Source organism: Microbacterium sp. CFBP9023, from assembly GCF_034045055.1.
In the GTDB taxonomy this organism is placed as follows: Bacteria; Actinomycetota; Actinomycetes; order Actinomycetales; family Microbacteriaceae; genus Microbacterium.
The window spans coordinates 1,341,840-1,357,739 of sequence record NZ_JAXCWI010000001.1 but is presented as its reverse complement, the minus strand read 5'-3'; the positions used below and the strand labels follow the sequence as shown (position 1 = coordinate 1,357,739).

Genomic DNA, 15,900 nt, shown 5'->3' with positions numbered 1-15,900 from the left:
GGAGGTCGGAGTACAGTTGAGTCATCGCGACTCAGGTTTCCCTGATCGCCCCGGATTTCCAGACCCACATCAACCTCAGCAACAAAGGAGAATCACATGGCACGTGCTGTTGGAATCGACCTCGGTACGACGAACTCCGTCGTCAGTGTCCTCGAAGGTGGCGAGCCCAAGGTCATCGCCAACGCCGAGGGCTTCCGCACCACCCCCTCGGTCGTCGCATTCACGAAGGACGGCGAGGTGCTCGTCGGTGAGACCGCGAAGCGCCAGGCCGTCACGAACGTCGATCGCACCATCGCATCCGTCAAGCGTCACGTCGGCACCGACTGGACGTTCGACGTCGACGGCAAGAAGTGGACGCCGCAGGAGATCTCCGCGCGCATCCTCCAGAAGCTCAAGCGCGACGCCGAGTCCTACCTGGGCGACACGGTGACGGATGCCGTCATCACCGTCCCCGCGTACTTCAACGACGCCGAGCGTCAGGCCACCAAGGAGGCCGGTGAGATCGCGGGCCTCAACGTCCTGCGCATCATCAACGAGCCGACCGCCGCCGCCCTCGCCTACGGCCTCGACAAGGGCAAGGAAGACGAGCTCATCCTGGTCTTCGACCTGGGTGGCGGAACCTTCGACGTCTCGCTCCTCGAGGTGGGCAAGGACGACGACTTCTCGACGATCCAGGTGCGCTCCACCGCGGGTGACAACCGCCTCGGCGGTGACGACTGGGACCAGCGTCTCGTCGACCACCTGATCAAGCAGTTCAAGGAGACCACGGGCGTCGACGTCTCGGGCGACAAGATCGCTCTGCAGCGTCTCAAGGAGGCGGCTGAGCAGGCGAAGAAGGAACTCTCCTCCTCGACCAGCACCAGCATCAACCTGCCGTACCTGTCGCTGACCGAGTCGGGCCCCGTCTCGCTCTCCGAGACCATCACCCGCGCGAAGTTCGAGGACCTCACCAAGGACCTCCTCGACCGCACCAAGAAGCCGTTCGAGGATGTCATCCGCGAAGCCGGCATCAAGGTCGCCGACATCGATCACATCGTGCTCGTGGGTGGATCGACCCGTATGCCCGCCGTCGCCGAGCTCGTCAAGCGCGAGACCGGCAAGGAGGCCAACAAGGGCGTCAACCCCGATGAGGTCGTCGCCGTGGGCGCAGCCCTCCAGGCCGGTGTCCTCAAGGGTGAGCGCAAGGACGTGCTGCTCATCGACGTCACGCCCCTCAGCCTCGGAATCGAGACCAAGGGCGGCATGATGACCAAGCTCATCGAGCGCAACACGGCCATCCCGACCAAGCGCAGCGAGACCTTCACCACGGCAGACGACAACCAGCCGTCCGTCGCGATCCAGGTCTTCCAGGGCGAGCGCGACTTCACCCGCGACAACAAGCCGCTGGGAACGTTCGAGCTCACCGGGATCGCCCCGGCTCCCCGCGGCATCCCGCAGATCGAGGTCACGTTCGACATCGACGCCAACGGCATCGTGCACGTGTCCGCCAAGGACAAGGGCACGGGCACGGAGAAGTCGATCGTCATCTCCGGCGGCTCGTCGCTGTCGAAGGAGGACATCGAGCGCATGGTGCGCGAGGCCGAGGAGCACGCGGCTGAGGACAAGGCGCGCCGCGAGGCCGCCGAGGTCCGCAACCAGGCCGAGACGCTCGCGTACTCGATCGACAAGCTGATCACCGAGAACGACGAGAAGCTGCCCGAAGACGTCAAGACCGAGGTCAAGGCCGACGTCGACGCTCTGAAGACGGCTCTGGCCGGCGACGACGACGAGGCCGTGAAGACCGCGTTCGACAAGCTGAACCAGTCGCAGGGCAAGATCGGCGAGGCCATCTACGCACAGTCCCAGGCAGAGGGCGCTCCGAGCGCCGACGCCGCGGGCGAGGCTCCGGCCGATGACACCTCCTCCGACGAGGACGTCATCGATGCCGAGGTCGTCGACGACGAGGACGAGAAGAAGTAATCATGACGGACAAGAACTTCGAAGGTGACGACGAGGTTCGCAGCGAGGGGTCGGATGCTCAGGCATCCGGCCCCGCGCCGCAGAATCCCGACTCGCGCGAGGCCGCGGCCGCGGAAGGATCCGACGAGACGCCGGTCGACGGCGCCCCCGACGATCTGACGGTCGATGACATCCTCGGCGCCACCCAGACCGGCGAGGCCGCAGCAGAGGATGCTGTGCTCGCCGACCTGGAGTCGACGCTGCTGAACGACCTCAAGCGCCTCCAGGCCGAATACGCCAACTACCGCCGCCGCACCGAAGAGCAGCGCCAGGTCGAGATCGAGCGCGCGAAGGGCGAGGCCGCCAAGGGCCTCATCCCCGTGCTCGACGATCTCGACCGCGCCGCGCAGCACGGTGACCTGGTCGAGGGGACTCCCTTCGCCGTCATCGCCGGCAAGGTGCGCGCGGTCGTCGAGCGTCTCGGTGTCGTCTCGTACGGCGAGAAGGGCGAGGAATTCGACCCGCAGCGTCACGAGGCGATCTTCCAGCAGCCCACCCCGGGCGCCGACAAGACCACGGTGCTCGAGGTCGTCGAGGTGGGTTACCGCCTCGGTGACGTCGAGCTGCGTCCCGCGAAGGTCGTCGTCGCCGTACCCGCAGAGTAGGTGATCGATGGCTAGCCAGGACTGGTTCGACAAGGACTTCTACAAGACCCTCGGGGTCACGAAGGACGTCAGCGACGCTGATCTCAAGAAGACGTACCGCAAGCTCGCTCGCAAGTATCACCCCGATTCCAATCAGGGTGATGAGAAGGCGGAGGCGAAGTTCAAAGAGGTCAGCGAGGCGTACTCCGTGCTCTCTGACGCCGAACAGCGCAAGGAGTACGACGAGATCCGCGCGATGGGCTCGGGCGCACGCTTCACGGCGAGCGGCGCGGGCGCGGGCGGCTTCGAAGACGTCTTCAGCCGGTTCGGGCAGCAGGGGCGCGGGCAGCAGCAGTCCGCCGACTTCGAGGACATCTTCGCGATGTTCAACCAGGGGCAGGGCGGCTCGTTCGGCTCCGGTCGGTTCGGGCAGACCTCCGGCGGATACCGCGGTTTCGGCGGACCCCAGAAGGGGGCCGACGTCACGGCGCGCACCACGCTCGACTTCGTGACGGCCGTGCAGGGCGAGACGATCACCCTGCAGGGTGAAGACGGCAAGCCGTTCAAGGTCAAGATCCCCGCGGGCGTCGCCGACGGTCAGAAGATCAGGCTGCGCGGCCGCGGGCGTCCCTCGCCCGACGGCGGCGAGAGCGGCGACGTGGTGGTCCAGATCGCTGTGCGACCGCATCCCGTCTTCACCCGTGAGGGGCTGAACCTGCGCGTCATCGTGCCGGTGACCTTCACGGAGGCCGCCCTCGGCGCGACCATCGAGGTTCCCACTCTGAGCGGCGACACGGTCAAGCTCCGTGTCGCGCCCGGTACACCGTCCGGACGCGTTCTGCGCGTCAAGGGGCGTGGGGTCACCACCTCGAAGGGCACCGGCGACCTGCTCGCCGAGCTGCAGATCGCGGTGCCGTCGCACCTCGACGAAGCCGCTCGGGAGGCGCTGGAGAAGTTCCAGGCGCTCGAGCCCGCGGAGAATCCGCGGGCCGACCTGATGGCCAAGGCCCGCCGCTAGAGAACCGCAGCACCTGATGATGACGAACGCGAACACCGAGGAAGAGGTGAGGGAACATGGCTGACCAGCACATGGATGCCGACACCCCGGTGTTCGCGATCGCCGTCGCCGCCCAGCTCTCGGGGCTGCACCCGCAGACCCTGCGACAGTACGACCGCATCGGGCTCGTCGTGCCCGGTCGGACGTCCGGCGGCTCACGCCGATATTCGACCCGCAACATCGAGCAGCTCCGCGAAGTCGCTCAGCTGTCGTCGGAAGGCGTCAGCCTTCCTGCGATCGCACGCCTTCTCGACCTCGAAGACGAGAACCGGATGCTGCGCCGCCGCGTCGCCGAACTCGACGCCGCTCTGCGCGCCGAGCGTGAGAACCGCCCGGGCATGCGCGTCTTCGCAGCAGGATCCGCCGGTGTCATCCCGATGCCCAGTGGTCGCCGCATGCGTCGATCGGCCGAGGTCGTGCTCTGGCATCCGGGCAGCGGCCGGGGCTGACAGCTCGCGGCTCGCAGGGTGCAGCCGGCACGCGTCGTCCACCCGCGCGCGGTATCGTTGCGACACGATGAGGATGACGCGTCGCACACTGCTGATCGGCGCCGGAGCCGGTGTCCTGGGAGTCCTGCTGGCCTCCTGCACGCCCGAGCCGGCGCCGTCTCCCACGCCCGATCGCTCGCCGACTCCGAAGCCGACCGCCGGGTCGATCACGCCCGCGGCGTTCGCCCGCAGCTCCTGGACGACCGACCCGTTCGCGCTGGGCGCCGCGAGCTTCACTCCCGTCGGCACGCAGGCGAGTGCCCGCGAGGCGCTGGCCGAGCCGATCGACGACCGCCTGTTCATCTCCGGCGAGGCGACGGATGTCGACGCGCCGGGCACGATCGCGGCTGCGCTTCGATCTGGAGACCGGGCCGCCGATCAGCTCCTCCGCGCGGCCGACAGCGGTGAGCGTGTGGCGATCGTCGGTGCAGGACTCGCGGGTGCGGCCGCCGCAGCTCGCCTCGTCGCCGAGGGGCTGCAGGTCACGGTGTTCGAGGCACGCGACCGCGTCGGCGGACGCGTCCAGTCCGTGGTCGACGACAAGGCCTGGCCGTTCCCCGCTCAGCTGGGCGGCTGGCTGCTCGGGTCCTCCGACGACGTCCTGCTCGACGCTCTCAACGCCCTCGACATCCGCACGGTTCCGGTCACCGGCTCGCTGTGGCGGTCGACCGACGGCGACGTCGAGCCGGTGCCGATCGAGCCGGTGCAGGCCGCCATAGCGACTGCCCAGCAGGGCCTGACCGACGCGTCTCTCGACGACGCGCTCGCGGCGGCGGGTGCCGACCTCGAGGAGCCGGGGCTGGCAGCACTGCTCGCCTCGGTGGCCGCCAGTGCCGGCGCCGATGCGTCCGATGTCTCGACGTGGTTCCCCCCGCGACTGCCGGTCGACGAGATGCTGGCGCCACTCGGCGACCTCACCCCGGCGATCGAGGGGCTGCTCGAGGGTGCGAAGCTGAGCCTCTCGTCGCCGGTCAGTCGCGTCGCCTACGACGAAGCGGGAGTCAGCCTCGGCATCGCCTCGGGCGAATCGCTGTCGTTCGACCGCGTGCTGATCACGGTGCCGCTCGGTGTGCTGAAGAGCGAGGGCCTGCAGTTCTCTCCCGCATTGCCCTTCGGTCACCGCGGAGCGATCGCCGAACTCGGCATGGGGCGCATCGAGACGGTGTGGCTGCGCTTCGAGGATCCGTTGATCGTGGCCGAGCCCGAGCCCGAGCCCGAGCCCGAGCCCGAGCCCGAGGACGAGGACGGCGCCGATGCAGCGGGTGCCTCCGCCGCCACGCTCTGGCATGTGGTCGGCGGCGATGCGCTGATCCGCACGTGGATCAACCTCGCACCGGCCACCGGCGAGAACGTCGTGGTGGGCATCGTCGGCGGAGAAGCGGCCGGCACATTCGCCGAGCTGAACGACCAGAAGGCGGTCGAGGCCGCGATCGCCTCGCTCGCGCCCTTCCTCAGTGCCCCTGCCTGATCGCACGAGCCTGCTCGCCCCCTGCCTGATCACGCGAGCCTGATCCTGCCGGCACGAGCGTGCTCAGACCTCCGGCCGCTCGTGGCCGCGCCGTCGCATCCTGCTGACGAGCACGATCACCGTCGCGACGAGAGCGAAGATCGCCAGGGCCACTGCGCTGGTGATCAGGAACTCGGGCGGGCCGGACACCTGCCGCGGGTCGAGGAAGTAATACGGGTACCAGCCCACCGACGGTCCGCGCCACATGGTGACGCCGCCCCAGGCGAGCGGGAAGGTGAGCGCCGTCGGCACCACCCACCACGGCACCCCGCGGTGCCCGGGGGTGAGCACCCAGGCGAGGGCGGTGCAGGCCGGCAGGTAGAAGTGCAGCACCTGGTCCGACCAGGGCACGTCGACGCGGATGCCGCGCAGACCCGCCTGCCAGACGATGAGCGCGAAGGCGAGCCCTGCCGTGATGGTCCAGGTGAGCACGAGGGCCAGAGCCACGGTGAACCAGCGGGGGTCCGTCGCCCGGATGAAGGCGAGCACCGTGCCGATCAGCAGCACGACCACGAGGGCGCAGTTGGACTGCACGGTGAGATAGGCGAAGAAGTTCTCGCCGGCGATCGTCCGCGAGCTCAGACCCCAGAAGAGGCGGTGCACGAGGGCGACGGTGCAGACGGCTGCTGTCGTCAGGCGCAGCACGCCGAACACCGATCGTGCCCTCACCTTCGCCTCTGCCCCTTTCCGGCTGTGCCCGATGTTCCCGTATATCGCGCATCATGCCATCCGGCGAGTCTACGGAAGAGAACGGGGCGGGCGTCTGCCCCGCGACTCGTACAGGAGACGGAAAAGTCGTCTTCATAGCGTGGATGCAGGGATCGCCCCTGCTCCGCGCCTGGCGCGCGGTGTCCTGCCACGAAGGAACACCTCCTCATGACGAACACCACCCGCCCCTCTGCCGCCGCCTCGCTGGGACTGCTCGTCCTCCGCGTCGTGGTCGGCGCCGTCTTCGCCGCTCACGGAGCGCAGAAGATCTTCGAGTACACCCTCCCTGGAACCATCGGCAGCTTCGCAGGCATGGGCATCCCTCTGCCCGAGATCGCGGCTCCGGTCGTCGCCTTCATCGAGCTGATCGGCGGCATCCTGCTGGCGCTGGGACTCTTCACGCGCCCCGTCGGCATCCTGCTCGCGATCGACATGATCGTGGCCCTGTTCGCGGTGCACCTTCCGGCTGGCCTCTGGGTCGGCGAGGGCGGCTACGAGTTCGTAGCGGTTCTCGGCGTCGCGGCCCTCGCGCTCGCGTTCACCGGCGCGGGCCGCTTCTCGCTCGACGGCGCCTTCCTGCGCGGTCGGGTTCCCGCCTGGCTCAGCTGAGCATGCGGGGGAGCGCCCCACGGGGCGTTCCCCCGTCGGTGTGTATCCTGTCAACAGTTAACAGGAGGTCACCGTGACACAGACCGTCAAGCGCGGAGAGTCCCTCGGCGCGCAGGTGGCGCAGGTCCTGCGTCAGCGCATCGTGCGCGGCGAGCTCTCGCCCGGCGCGCGCATCACCGAGGAGGCCCTCGCCGAGGAGTTCTCGGTGAGCAGGGGGCCGATCCGCGACGCCCTCACCCAGCTCAGCTTCGAGAAGCTCGTCGAAGTGCAGCGCCCTCGGGGCGTGTACATCACCGGGCTCTCGCAGGACGACGTGGATCAGCTCTACAGTCTGCGCGGCGCCCTCGAGCAGCTCGCGCTGTCGCGCGCCATGAGGGTGGAGGACGACGAGCGCTGGGCATCGATGGCGGCTGCGGTCGATCGCATGAGTCAGGCCGCAGACAGGGGCGATCACGCCGCCTTCGTCGCCGCCGACCTCGAGTTCCACTCCGAGATCTACGTCCTCGCCGACCATCCGCGTCTGCAGGGCGCGTGGAGTCAGTACCTGCCGACCTTCGCGTCGCTCCTCGAGGTGACCATCAATCACGACGACGACCTCCACGAGTCGTCCGACGACCACATGAAGCTCATGGAGGTGATGCGCTCCGGCAGCCCCGACGAGGCTGCGGCGGTGCTCACGGCCCACCTCGACGGCGCACGCGACCGGATGCTCAGCGAGCTCGCCGACCGTCCCGCCTGACGGCGCCTGCGCGTCGGATCTCTGACGGTCTCCGACAGATCTCCGTCCGGATCAGGCGGGAGGCGTGAGGCGACGACGCAGCACCCAGGTGTTGCCGGTCGCATCGCCGCTGTGCTCGAAATCGTCGAGCACAGCGCTCGACAGGGCGAGGCCGCGTCCGCTCTCGCTGTCGACGCCGGGCATCGTGACCGCATCCCAGTCGATCCTGGCCGGATCGGCCGTGTCGACGAAGGTCGCGACGAGGTCGTCGGCGCCGACCTCGATGTCGACCTCGACGGTGATGCCGACATCCGGCTCGCCCTGCGCGTCAGCGTGCGTGGCGATGTTCGTCGACACCTCGCTGACCGCCAGTGCGAACAGCGTGCGGTCCTCGGGCGCCACATGCGGGGCGGACTCCCAGAGGGCGTCCAGGGCGTCGAGGACGTGCTCGACGAAGGCGGGGCCGGCGAGGCCCGCGACGTGCGCCCGGCGCTCCTCAACGCCCATCGAACGCCGTCTCGGGTGTCGGGTGGTCGAGCAGCACGCGGTCGAGATTCGTCAGGTGCAGCACCGTCCGCACCGCCTCGGGCACTGCCGCGATGCGCAGATCGCCGCCGGCGACCCTGGCGCTCTTCAGACCGCCGACGAGGGCTCCCAGCCCCGACGAATCGACGAACTGCAGGTCGGCCATGTCGATCACGATCCTCGACTCGCCTCCGGCCACGAGGTCGTTCACCGCCTTGCGGAGCAGCGGTGCTCCCGTCGCCGTGAGGCGTCCGGACAGGGAGATCACGGCGAAGCCGTCCCTGATGTCAGTGCTGAGATCCATGGTTCTCCTCCTCGAGGGTTCGGGCCGGTCCGCGGTAGCGGGCGGCTTGGATGATGACGCTGAGCACGACGAGGTCGTACAGCACCCACACCGTGTTGACCAGGGTGCCGGTGCCGTCGCCCGTTCCGATGACGACGCGGGTGATGCCGATCACGAGCGCCACGCTGAGCACGACCATCGCGGTCAGCTGCGGCCAGATCTCGCGCCACGGCACTCCTCGCGGATCCCGTCCGTCCTTGCGCGTCACGGCGAACGACAGGGGGCGGCCGAAGACCACGTTCGCGAACGCCGTCCAGCATGCGCGGATCCAGACCGGGAACAGCGCGAGCGAATACTGCTGCCCGCGCCAGGTTCTCAGCCCCTTGGCGACCACGAGGAACAGCAGCTGGTTGACGAGGAAGTAGGGCAGGAACCGCACGAAGAAGTCGACCGACCAGGCGGTCACGGGAAGCACGCCGAACACCAGGTAGACGACCGGCGCCGTGAGATAGATCACGGCGGCGAACCCCGAGAGATAGCTCCACATCGTGGCGAAGTACATCAGCCGCTGCCCGATCGACAGTCCGCGCTTCGCGAGCGGGTTGTCGCGCAGCATCACCTGCAGCGTGCCCTGTGCCCAGCGCAGGCGCTGCGTCAGCATCGTCCGCAGATCCTCGGGCGCGAGGCCCTTCGCCAGGATCTCGTGGTGGTAGACGCTGCGCCAGCCGAGCGAGTGCAGCTGCATCGCTGTGGCCATGTCCTCCGTGACCGAGATCGTGGCGAGCGGAAGGATCGGCTGCGCCTCGTCGCCGCGGTCGAGGCGGAGAGCGTCGAGCAGCGCTCGTACGGCGTCGAGAGCAGTGATCGGCGACAGATCCGACTGGGCGAGCGCCGTCAGGCCCGCCTCGTCGACGACGATCGCGTCGAGTTGCGCATCGTGGGCGATCGGCAGGGAGCCCAGCTCCGCGAGGTCGGATCTGATGCCGGCGAGATCCTTGGCGACCAGGATCACCGAGGCGTTGTGCACCGCAGCCAGCACCGCGTCGGCGACCTCGCGCACGGGCGCCCCGCCGGCGAGATCACGACGGCTCTGGCCGATCGTCACGTGCAGTGCGAAAAGCTCGCGACGGAGTTCGGGATCGGATGCCGAGCGCATCTCCTTCTCGACCAGGGTCTCGGAGGTGCGCAGCGCGCGAGCCGCGGTGTCCGTCACCTCGCGCACGTAGCCGATGATGCCGAGCTGCATCAGGGCGTCGCGACGGAGCACGGCGTTCGATCCGCAGAAGAACGCCGCGTTCCAGCCGTCCTTGCCCTGCTGGATCGGGCCGTAGAACAGCGGCGCCTGGCTGCCGAGCGGATCGGCCTCGTCGACGTTGACGAACCACTGCGGGGTCTGCACCACGGCGACCTCCGGGTCGTCGGCGAAGTACCCGAGCGTGCGGTGCAGGATCAGCGGATCGGGGATCTGATCCGCGTCGAGGATGAGGAGGAACTCCCCGTCGGTCTCGAAGAGCGCGCTGTTGAGGTTGCCCGCCTTCGCGTGACGGGGCTTGCCCATCCAGTCGTCGGAGCGGGTGAGGTAGCCGATGTCGGCGTCGCGGGCGGCCCGCTCGAGCTCGGGTCGGGCACCGTCGTCGAGGATCCAGGTGGTGTGCGGATAGGCGATCCCGCGCGCTGCTCGCGCGGTCGTCATCACGAGCTCGATCGGCTCGTTGTACGTCGCGATGAACACGTCGACCGTGCCCTGAGGCGGCGACACGGGAGCCGGCCGCTCTTTGGCCCGCCACATCGTGAGACAGAAGAGGAAGGTGTCGATCAGGCTGTAGGTCTCTGCGATCACCAGGGGCACGGTGATCCACCACGCCGACCAGTTCACCGATTCGAGCCAGCGCCACGCGACGTAGTTCACACCGAGCAGCACCGACAGCACCGCGATGATGCGGATCGCGGCGAAGCGGGCGGTCATGCGTCGCGCCGCACCACGACCACGGTGATGTCGTCGGTCGCTCGATCGTCCGAGATGAGCTGCAGCGCCTCGTTGATCGCCCCATCGGGACCGAGCGCGTCGAGCACGCGGGCCACGTGGGCGAACGGGTCATCGGCGTCGAGCACGTCGAGCAGGCCGTCGCTGCAGCACACGAAGGCGTCTCCGGGTTCGAGGCGCGTGCTCCGGGACTCCCGAGCATCCTGGTCCGGAAGGGCGGCGCCCATCCCCAGGGGGAGGCCGGTCGAGCGAAGGTGCTCCCACGAGCCGTCGGCTCGGAGGATGAACGCGAGGCTGTGCCCGGCGTCGATCACCTCGAGATCGCCGGTCTCGGGCTGCAGCTCGGCGTGGACCGCCGTCACGAACATCGTCGTCTCGGAGAGGTCCTCCTCGAGCAGCCGGTCGGCGTCGGCGACGGCCTCGGCGATGCTGCGCTCGGGAGCGGTGCGCAGTGAGGCGCGCACGCCCGCGGCGACGATGGCGGGACCCGTGCCCTTGCCCATCGCGTCGGCGAGGGTGATGCGCAGCGCGCCGCCGTGGAGGCGGAGGTCGTAGAAGTCGCCCGCCAGGCGGCCACGCGAGGCGCCCCCGCCCGCGATCGTGTAGCCGGCGATGGTGGGGAGCGAGTGCGGTCGCAGCGCGCTCTGGATCAGAGTGGCCTGATCGAGCTCGGCGTCGGCCGCGAGCTCGGTCTGCACCCAGAAGGCGAGGTCGCGCAGCAGGTCGCGCTGCGCCTCCGAGAAGGTGTGCGGCTCGGTGTCGAGGACGCACAGCGTTCCCACCGGTTCGCCGCCGGGTGCGTGCAGCGGGTGCCCGGCGTAGAACCGGAGGTGCGGATCACCGACCACGAACGGATTCGCCGCGAAGTTCTCGGTCGCGCTGGCATCCTCGATCACCACCGTGCGGTCCTGGCCGACCGTGTAGTCGCAGAACGAATCCTGTCGGGGCGCCTCTCGCCCGCCGAGTCCGATCTCCGACTTGCGCCACTGGCGGTCGCCGTCCAGGAGCGAGACGCTCACCATCGGCATACCGAACATCTGCTGAGCCAGCCTGGCGACCCGATCCACTCGTTCATCCCGTGGTGTGTCCAGGATCCCGAGTTCCTCCAGTGCCTGCTGGCGTCTGCGTTCATCGAACATTGCTCCGCTCCCCTCGTAGCTGCTCTCATACTCGCACCTGCCGGGGCGCGGATGACAGGCGGTGGCGGAGAGTTGTATACCCGTATCAGTGTTGACTGTTAACAGTCAACACTGATACGGTCAGGGGGTCGACAACAAGGTCGACCCACGTAGAGGAGCAAAGATGCCCCGCAAGCGCATCACCCGGGCCGCCGCCGCTCTCGCGGCCGTCGCCGCCACCGCTCTCGTCCTGTCGGCCTGCACGAAGGTCGAAGAGGGTGAAGACGCGGAATCCGCCTTTCCCGAGAATGACATCCGTCTGATCATCCAGGCGAACCCGGGCGGTGGATCCGACCTGTCGTCGCGTGCCCTCGCGACCGAGCTCGAGGGCATCCTCGGCGTCAGCGTGATCCCCGAGAACATGCCGGGTGCGGCAGGTGCTCTCGCGATGGAGTACGTCGGGTCGCAGGATCCGGACGGCTACGTCATCGGGTTCGCCCCGGTCGAGATCGCGATGCTCAACACCACGCAGAGCGCGAACGTGCTGCCCGAGGACTTCGACCTGCTGGGCCAGATCATGCTCGCCCCCGGTGTCGTCACGGTCGGCGCGAACAGCGGCATCGAGACTCTGGAAGACCTGGTCGCCCAGGCCGAGGCCGGCGCCGTGACCGTCGCCAACTCCGGCGCGGGTTCCATCTGGGAGGCCGCGACGATCGGCCTCGGCGACGCGACCGGCGCCGCGTTCACGCCGGTTCCCTACGACGGTGGAGCGACGGCGGTCGCCGCCGCCGCATCCGGTGAGACCGTCGCCGCCGTGTCCGGCCTGGGCGAGGCTCTCGCGCAGGGCGAGGCCGTGCGCATCCTCGCAGTCCTCAACGACGAGCGTCACCCCGACGCCGAGGACGTGCCGACAGCCGACGAGGCGATCGGCGAAGACGTGGTCTTCGGCGGCTGGGGCGGCATCTACGCCCCCAAGGGTCTGCCGGATGACGTGAAGAGCGAGCTCGAGGCCGCCGTCAAGGAGGCCGTCGAGTCCGACACCTACCAGCAGTTCCAGAAGGATGCCGGCAACCTCGTGGTCTACCGCGACTCGGCCGAGTGGACGACGTTCGTGAACGAGCAGTTCGACCTGTTCAAGGACCTCCTGGGCTGACCGGCTCCGACTGCGGGGTCGGCCGCACGCCGGCCCCGCAGTCCGTCGCCGCACGTCAGACCAGGGAAGGAGCACCATGTCCCACGCCGATGTCACTCCTGCGATCGAGCAGGACGCGCACCAGGGGGCACCGCCCTCGCGACCGCTCGAGATCGTCTTCGGCGCCGTCGCCCTGGCGTTCAGCGCCGGCTATCTCTTCCTGGCCACGCAGATCCCGCTGCGCCGAGAGGCACTGCCCGGACAGATCGACGCGCGCTTCTGGCCCATGGTCCTCGCGGTCACGGCGGTCGTCGTCTCGCTCGTGATCCTGGCTCTGGCGATCACCCGCCCCGCTCCCGGCCGCGAAGACCTCGACCGCATCCAGCCGGGCGGCGTGGTCCGCGTCATCGCCACCCTGCTGATCGCCGGGGCCTTCATCGCGGTGTGGTCGCTCGGATCCGTCATCCTCTTCGGCTACCGCATCGAGGTCTTCCCGATCGCCGCCGCCGTGCTGATGGCCGCTCTCATGCTCCTCTACGGGCACCGCCGGTGGCTGAGCCTGATCATCTACTCCGTCTCCGTCACCGCGTTCGTCTACGTGGTGTTCGGCATGCTCCTGAGGATCCCGCTGTGAACGCGCTCATGGAGGGGCTGAACTCGCTCCTCGACATCTCGATCCTGCTGTACATGCTCGTCGGGCTGCTGCTCGGCTTCATGGTCGGCGCCTTCCCCGGCATCACCGCGACCATGGCGGTCGCTCTCGCCGCAGGATTCACGCTCACGCTGGAGCCCGTGCAGGGCCTCGCGGTGCTGCTGACGATCTACGTCGCCGCGAACTTCGGCGACCGCGTGCCGTCGATCCTCATCAACACCCCCGGCACTCCCGCGTCGATCGCGACGACTCTCGACGGCTATCCGATGGCGAAGCAGGGGCGAGCCGGTCTCGCGCTGACGATCTCGGCGATCGTCTCGGCCGTCGGCATCCTCGCCTCCCTCGTGCTCTTCGCCGTCGCCGCCGTGCCGATCGCCAGCTTCGCCCGCGACTACTTCAAGTCGCCCGAGCTGTTCGCGCTCGTCGTCTTCGGCATCGCGATCATGATCGGGATCTCGTCGAAGTCGATGCTCAAGGGCATCCTCGCGGGTCTCTTCGGCCTCATGCTCGGCACCGTCGGAACGTATGCCGCCACGGCGGACCAGCGATTCACCTTCGGAGTGCTCGAGCTGGTCGAGGGCGTTAACTTCATCGCCGTGATCATCGGACTCTTCGGCATCGCCGAGCTCTTCGACCAGCTGCTCACGTATCGCAAGTCGCACGTGCGACCGATCTCGAGCCTCGGCCGCTGGTGGCCGAATCGCGCCGAGCTGAAGCAGAGCGGTCGAGCCACCGCGGTCGGCGGCGCCGTCGGTCTCGGGGTCGGGCTCATCCCGGCAGCCGGTGGCGACATCGCCGGTCTGATCGGATGGGAACGAGCCCGCAAGGCATCGAAGCACCCCGAGATGTTCGGCAAGGGCTCGATCGAGGGCGTCGCGGCGTCAAACACCGCGTCCAGCGCCACGCTCGGCGGCTCCCTCACGACCACGATGGCCCTCGGCATTCCCGGCGACTCGGTGATGGCGGTGATGATCGGGTCGATGATCATCTGGGGCATCACCCCCGGACCCACGCTGTTCACCAATCGCCCCGACCTCGTCGTCTCGATCGTGGGCATCATGCTCGTCGCGACCCTGCTCTCCCTCGGGCTGAGCCTCGTGCGCATGAAGGGCATGGTGAAGCTGCTCGATGTGCCGCAGCCCTACCTGTGGAGCGGCATCCTGATCTTCTGCATCATCGGCACATACGCCACCTCGAACAGCCTGTCGACCGTCGTCACGATGCTCGTGTTCGGTGTCATCGGAGTGCTGCTCAAGCGGATGCAGGTGCCGGCCGGGCCGATCGTGCTCGGCCTGCTGCTCGGCCCCCTGGCCGAGGAGAACCTGGCTCGCACGCTGGCGATCCTGCCCACGCGGCCGTTCTTCGAGGTCGTCAGTCCCATCGCGATCGTGCTGCTCGCGCTCGCCGTGCTCTCGATCGTCATGCCGGCGATCCGCGCGGCCCGCACACCCCGTGCCGAGCGCGGCTCACTCGAGGACTCGATCCTCGATGCCGAGAGCCGGGAGCAGATCGAGAAGGCGCACGGCGAGCTCGCCGCCGACCCCGACCTGCTCACATCGACCGTCCGCAGCGTCCCGGCCGCCACGAGGCGCCCGCGCAAGACCCGTAAGAACTCCAAGGAGAACGAGAAGTGACCCGCTACGACATCCTCACCGCCGTGCCCACAGCCTTCCACAGCGACGGCGCACTCGACCTCGAGGGATCGCGAGCGATCTTCCGCTTCGTCGCCGAATCGGGCAACGAGGGCGCCTTCGTCCTCGGCACCACGGGCGAGTTCCCTGCCGTCGACGCGACCGAGTTCGCGGCGATCGTCGAGGCCGCGCTGGCCGAGCTGAAGGACCGCATGCGCGTCGTCGTGCACGTCGGCCAGCCGAGCACCTTCGAGGCGCTGCGTCTCGTCGAGATCGCGAAGGGACTGGGTGCGACCGAATTCGCCGCCCTCACCCCTTACTACCTCAAGGCCACGGACGAGTCGATCTTCGAGTACTACGAGGCGCTGTCGAGCGCGATCGGCGACGGTCGTCTCTACGTCTACATCTATCCCGCGCGCAGCGGGAATCCGGTGTCGGTCGAGCTGCTGACGCGGCTTGCCGCGCTGCCGAACATCGTGGGCGCGAAGATCAGCGAGCTGTCGCTCGACGACATCGCCGCCTACAGGGCCGCGGTGCCCGCCGACTTCGACCTCTACACCGGCGCCGACCGCGACCTGATCGCGGCCGTGCAGGTGGGTGCCCAGGGTGTCGTCTCGGGCGTCTCCTCGGTCACCCCGAAGCCCTTCCGTGCCCTGGCCGACGCCGGCCGTTCCGGCGATGCCGACGCCATCGCGGTCGCTCAGGCCGCGGTCGACGATGTCGTGTCGCTCATCGGCGGCGACATGGCGCGGATGAAAGAGGCCTACCGCGTGCTCGATGTGGTCGACACGCACTGCCGCATGGCGATCGCCGAGCCGACGGACGAGGAGCGTCGCGCCGTCGCGCAGGTGGTGGCGGCGCACAGCTAGCCGCTCGCATCTCGCGCCGCGTGGGGCGGGCCGGCTC

Annotated in this window: 16 protein-coding genes; 11 read left to right on the top strand and 5 right to left on the bottom strand. The window is 68.7% G+C overall.

Translation table 11 applies throughout. From position 1 onward, the window contains the following. Nucleotides 1-96 precede the first annotated feature (96 nt). From dnaK to SOM10_RS06550, 5 genes are all read left to right on the top strand, one after another. Nucleotides 97-1,959 (top strand): molecular chaperone DnaK, encoded by a 1,863-nt coding sequence (gene dnaK / locus SOM10_RS06570; protein ID WP_053098066.1) that lies wholly within the window; start codon nt 97-99, stop codon nt 1,957-1,959. A gap of 2 nt (nt 1,960-1,961) precedes the next feature. After that, a complete protein-coding gene (locus SOM10_RS06565) occupies nt 1,962-2,603 on the top strand; it encodes a nucleotide exchange factor GrpE (protein ID WP_053098065.1) in 642 nt (213 codons plus the stop codon). A gap of 7 nt (nt 2,604-2,610) precedes the next feature. Then, nucleotides 2,611-3,600 (top strand): DnaJ C-terminal domain-containing protein, encoded by a 990-nt coding sequence (locus SOM10_RS06560; RefSeq protein ID WP_320489048.1) that lies wholly within the window; start codon nt 2,611-2,613, stop codon nt 3,598-3,600. A 56-nt stretch (nt 3,601-3,656) separates the two neighbouring features. Continuing rightward, on the top strand, nt 3,657-4,088 hold the full coding sequence (locus tag SOM10_RS06555) for a heat shock protein transcriptional repressor HspR (protein ID WP_053098063.1): 432 nt from the start codon (nt 3,657-3,659) through the stop codon (nt 4,086-4,088). Between the two features lie 73 nt (nt 4,089-4,161). Further along, nucleotides 4,162-5,595, top strand: coding sequence for an FAD-dependent oxidoreductase (locus tag SOM10_RS06550; RefSeq protein WP_320489047.1), 1,434 nt, complete (start codon nt 4,162-4,164; stop codon nt 5,593-5,595). 63 nt (nt 5,596-5,658) lie between these two features. Here SOM10_RS06550 and SOM10_RS06545 read toward each other — a convergent pair whose 3' ends face one another. After that, nucleotides 5,659-6,303 (bottom strand): Pr6Pr family membrane protein, encoded by a 645-nt coding sequence (locus SOM10_RS06545; protein WP_230100937.1) that lies wholly within the window; start codon nt 6,301-6,303, stop codon nt 5,659-5,661. A gap of 207 nt (nt 6,304-6,510) precedes the next feature. Between SOM10_RS06545 and SOM10_RS06540 the strand changes: the two genes are divergently transcribed. Next, entirely contained in the window at nt 6,511-6,951 is a 441-nt protein-coding gene (locus SOM10_RS06540; RefSeq protein WP_056275271.1) for a DoxX family protein, read from the top strand. 73 nt (nt 6,952-7,024) lie between these two features. After that, nucleotides 7,025-7,690, top strand: a complete 666-nt coding sequence (locus tag SOM10_RS06535) for a GntR family transcriptional regulator (RefSeq protein ID WP_053098059.1) — start codon at nt 7,025-7,027, stop codon at nt 7,688-7,690. A 51-nt stretch (nt 7,691-7,741) separates the two neighbouring features. On the opposite strand, the gene SOM10_RS06530 is transcribed toward SOM10_RS06535, so the two are convergent. The 4 genes from SOM10_RS06530 to SOM10_RS06515 are packed head-to-tail and all read right to left on the bottom strand — an operon-like array spanning nt 7,742 to nt 11,600. After that, nucleotides 7,742-8,176 (bottom strand): ATP-binding protein, encoded by a 435-nt coding sequence (locus tag SOM10_RS06530; protein ID WP_053098058.1) that lies wholly within the window; start codon nt 8,174-8,176, stop codon nt 7,742-7,744. Further along, nucleotides 8,166-8,498, bottom strand: a complete 333-nt coding sequence (locus tag SOM10_RS06525; RefSeq protein ID WP_053098057.1) for an STAS domain-containing protein — start codon at nt 8,496-8,498, stop codon at nt 8,166-8,168. Before SOM10_RS06525 ends, SOM10_RS06530 begins: the two co-directional genes overlap by 11 nt. Beyond that, complete coding sequence (locus tag SOM10_RS06520) at nt 8,482-10,443, bottom strand: glycosyltransferase family 2 protein (RefSeq protein WP_320489043.1); 1,962 nt, start codon at nt 10,441-10,443, stop codon at nt 8,482-8,484. Before SOM10_RS06520 ends, SOM10_RS06525 begins: the two co-directional genes overlap by 17 nt. Next, nucleotides 10,440-11,600: a PP2C family protein-serine/threonine phosphatase gene (locus SOM10_RS06515; protein ID WP_072592050.1), complete on the bottom strand. Its 1,161-nt coding sequence runs from the start codon at nt 11,598-11,600 to the stop codon at nt 10,440-10,442. Before SOM10_RS06515 ends, SOM10_RS06520 begins: the two co-directional genes overlap by 4 nt. A gap of 163 nt (nt 11,601-11,763) precedes the next feature. Between SOM10_RS06515 and SOM10_RS06510 the strand changes: the two genes are divergently transcribed. The 4 genes from SOM10_RS06510 (at nt 11,764) to SOM10_RS06495 (ending at nt 15,863) form a co-directional block, all read left to right on the top strand. Next, on the top strand, nt 11,764-12,732 hold the full coding sequence (locus tag SOM10_RS06510) for a tripartite tricarboxylate transporter substrate binding protein (RefSeq protein ID WP_053098055.1): 969 nt from the start codon (nt 11,764-11,766) through the stop codon (nt 12,730-12,732). Between the two features lie 76 nt (nt 12,733-12,808). Then, nucleotides 12,809-13,345 (top strand): tripartite tricarboxylate transporter TctB family protein, encoded by a 537-nt coding sequence (locus tag SOM10_RS06505; RefSeq protein WP_056275260.1) that lies wholly within the window; start codon nt 12,809-12,811, stop codon nt 13,343-13,345. Then, nucleotides 13,342-14,997 (top strand): tripartite tricarboxylate transporter permease, encoded by a 1,656-nt coding sequence (locus SOM10_RS06500; RefSeq protein ID WP_320489039.1) that lies wholly within the window; start codon nt 13,342-13,344, stop codon nt 14,995-14,997. Before SOM10_RS06505 ends, SOM10_RS06500 begins: the two co-directional genes overlap by 4 nt. Further along, nucleotides 14,994-15,863, top strand: coding sequence for a dihydrodipicolinate synthase family protein (locus SOM10_RS06495; protein ID WP_320489038.1), 870 nt, complete (start codon nt 14,994-14,996; stop codon nt 15,861-15,863). The genes SOM10_RS06500 and SOM10_RS06495 overlap by 4 nt, the downstream gene beginning before the upstream one ends. Nucleotides 15,864-15,900: the final 37 nt, after the last annotated feature.

Bases quoted from the DNA above. Each gene is read 5' to 3' on its own strand.
- dnaK (WP_053098066.1), top strand. From the start codon at position 97: ATGGCACGTGCTGTTGGAATCGACCTCGGTACGACGAACTCCGTCGTC.
- SOM10_RS06565 (WP_053098065.1), top strand. From the start codon at position 1,962: ATGACGGACAAGAACTTCGAAGGTGACGACGAGGTTCGCAGCGAGGGG.
- SOM10_RS06560 (WP_320489048.1), top strand. From the start codon at position 2,611: ATGGCTAGCCAGGACTGGTTCGACAAGGACTTCTACAAGACCCTCGGG.
- SOM10_RS06555 (WP_053098063.1), top strand. From the start codon at position 3,657: ATGGCTGACCAGCACATGGATGCCGACACCCCGGTGTTCGCGATCGCC.
- SOM10_RS06550 (WP_320489047.1), top strand. From the start codon at position 4,162: ATGACGCGTCGCACACTGCTGATCGGCGCCGGAGCCGGTGTCCTGGGA.
- SOM10_RS06540 (WP_056275271.1), top strand. From the start codon at position 6,511: ATGACGAACACCACCCGCCCCTCTGCCGCCGCCTCGCTGGGACTGCTC.
- SOM10_RS06530 (WP_053098058.1), bottom strand. From the start codon at position 8,176: ATGGGCGTTGAGGAGCGCCGGGCGCACGTCGCGGGCCTCGCCGGCCCC.
- SOM10_RS06525 (WP_053098057.1), bottom strand. From the start codon at position 8,498: ATGGATCTCAGCACTGACATCAGGGACGGCTTCGCCGTGATCTCCCTG.
- SOM10_RS06520 (WP_320489043.1), bottom strand. From the start codon at position 10,443: ATGACCGCCCGCTTCGCCGCGATCCGCATCATCGCGGTGCTGTCGGTG.
- SOM10_RS06515 (WP_072592050.1), bottom strand. From the start codon at position 11,600: ATGTTCGATGAACGCAGACGCCAGCAGGCACTGGAGGAACTCGGGATC.
- SOM10_RS06510 (WP_053098055.1), top strand. From the start codon at position 11,764: ATGCCCCGCAAGCGCATCACCCGGGCCGCCGCCGCTCTCGCGGCCGTC.
- SOM10_RS06505 (WP_056275260.1), top strand. From the start codon at position 12,809: ATGTCCCACGCCGATGTCACTCCTGCGATCGAGCAGGACGCGCACCAG.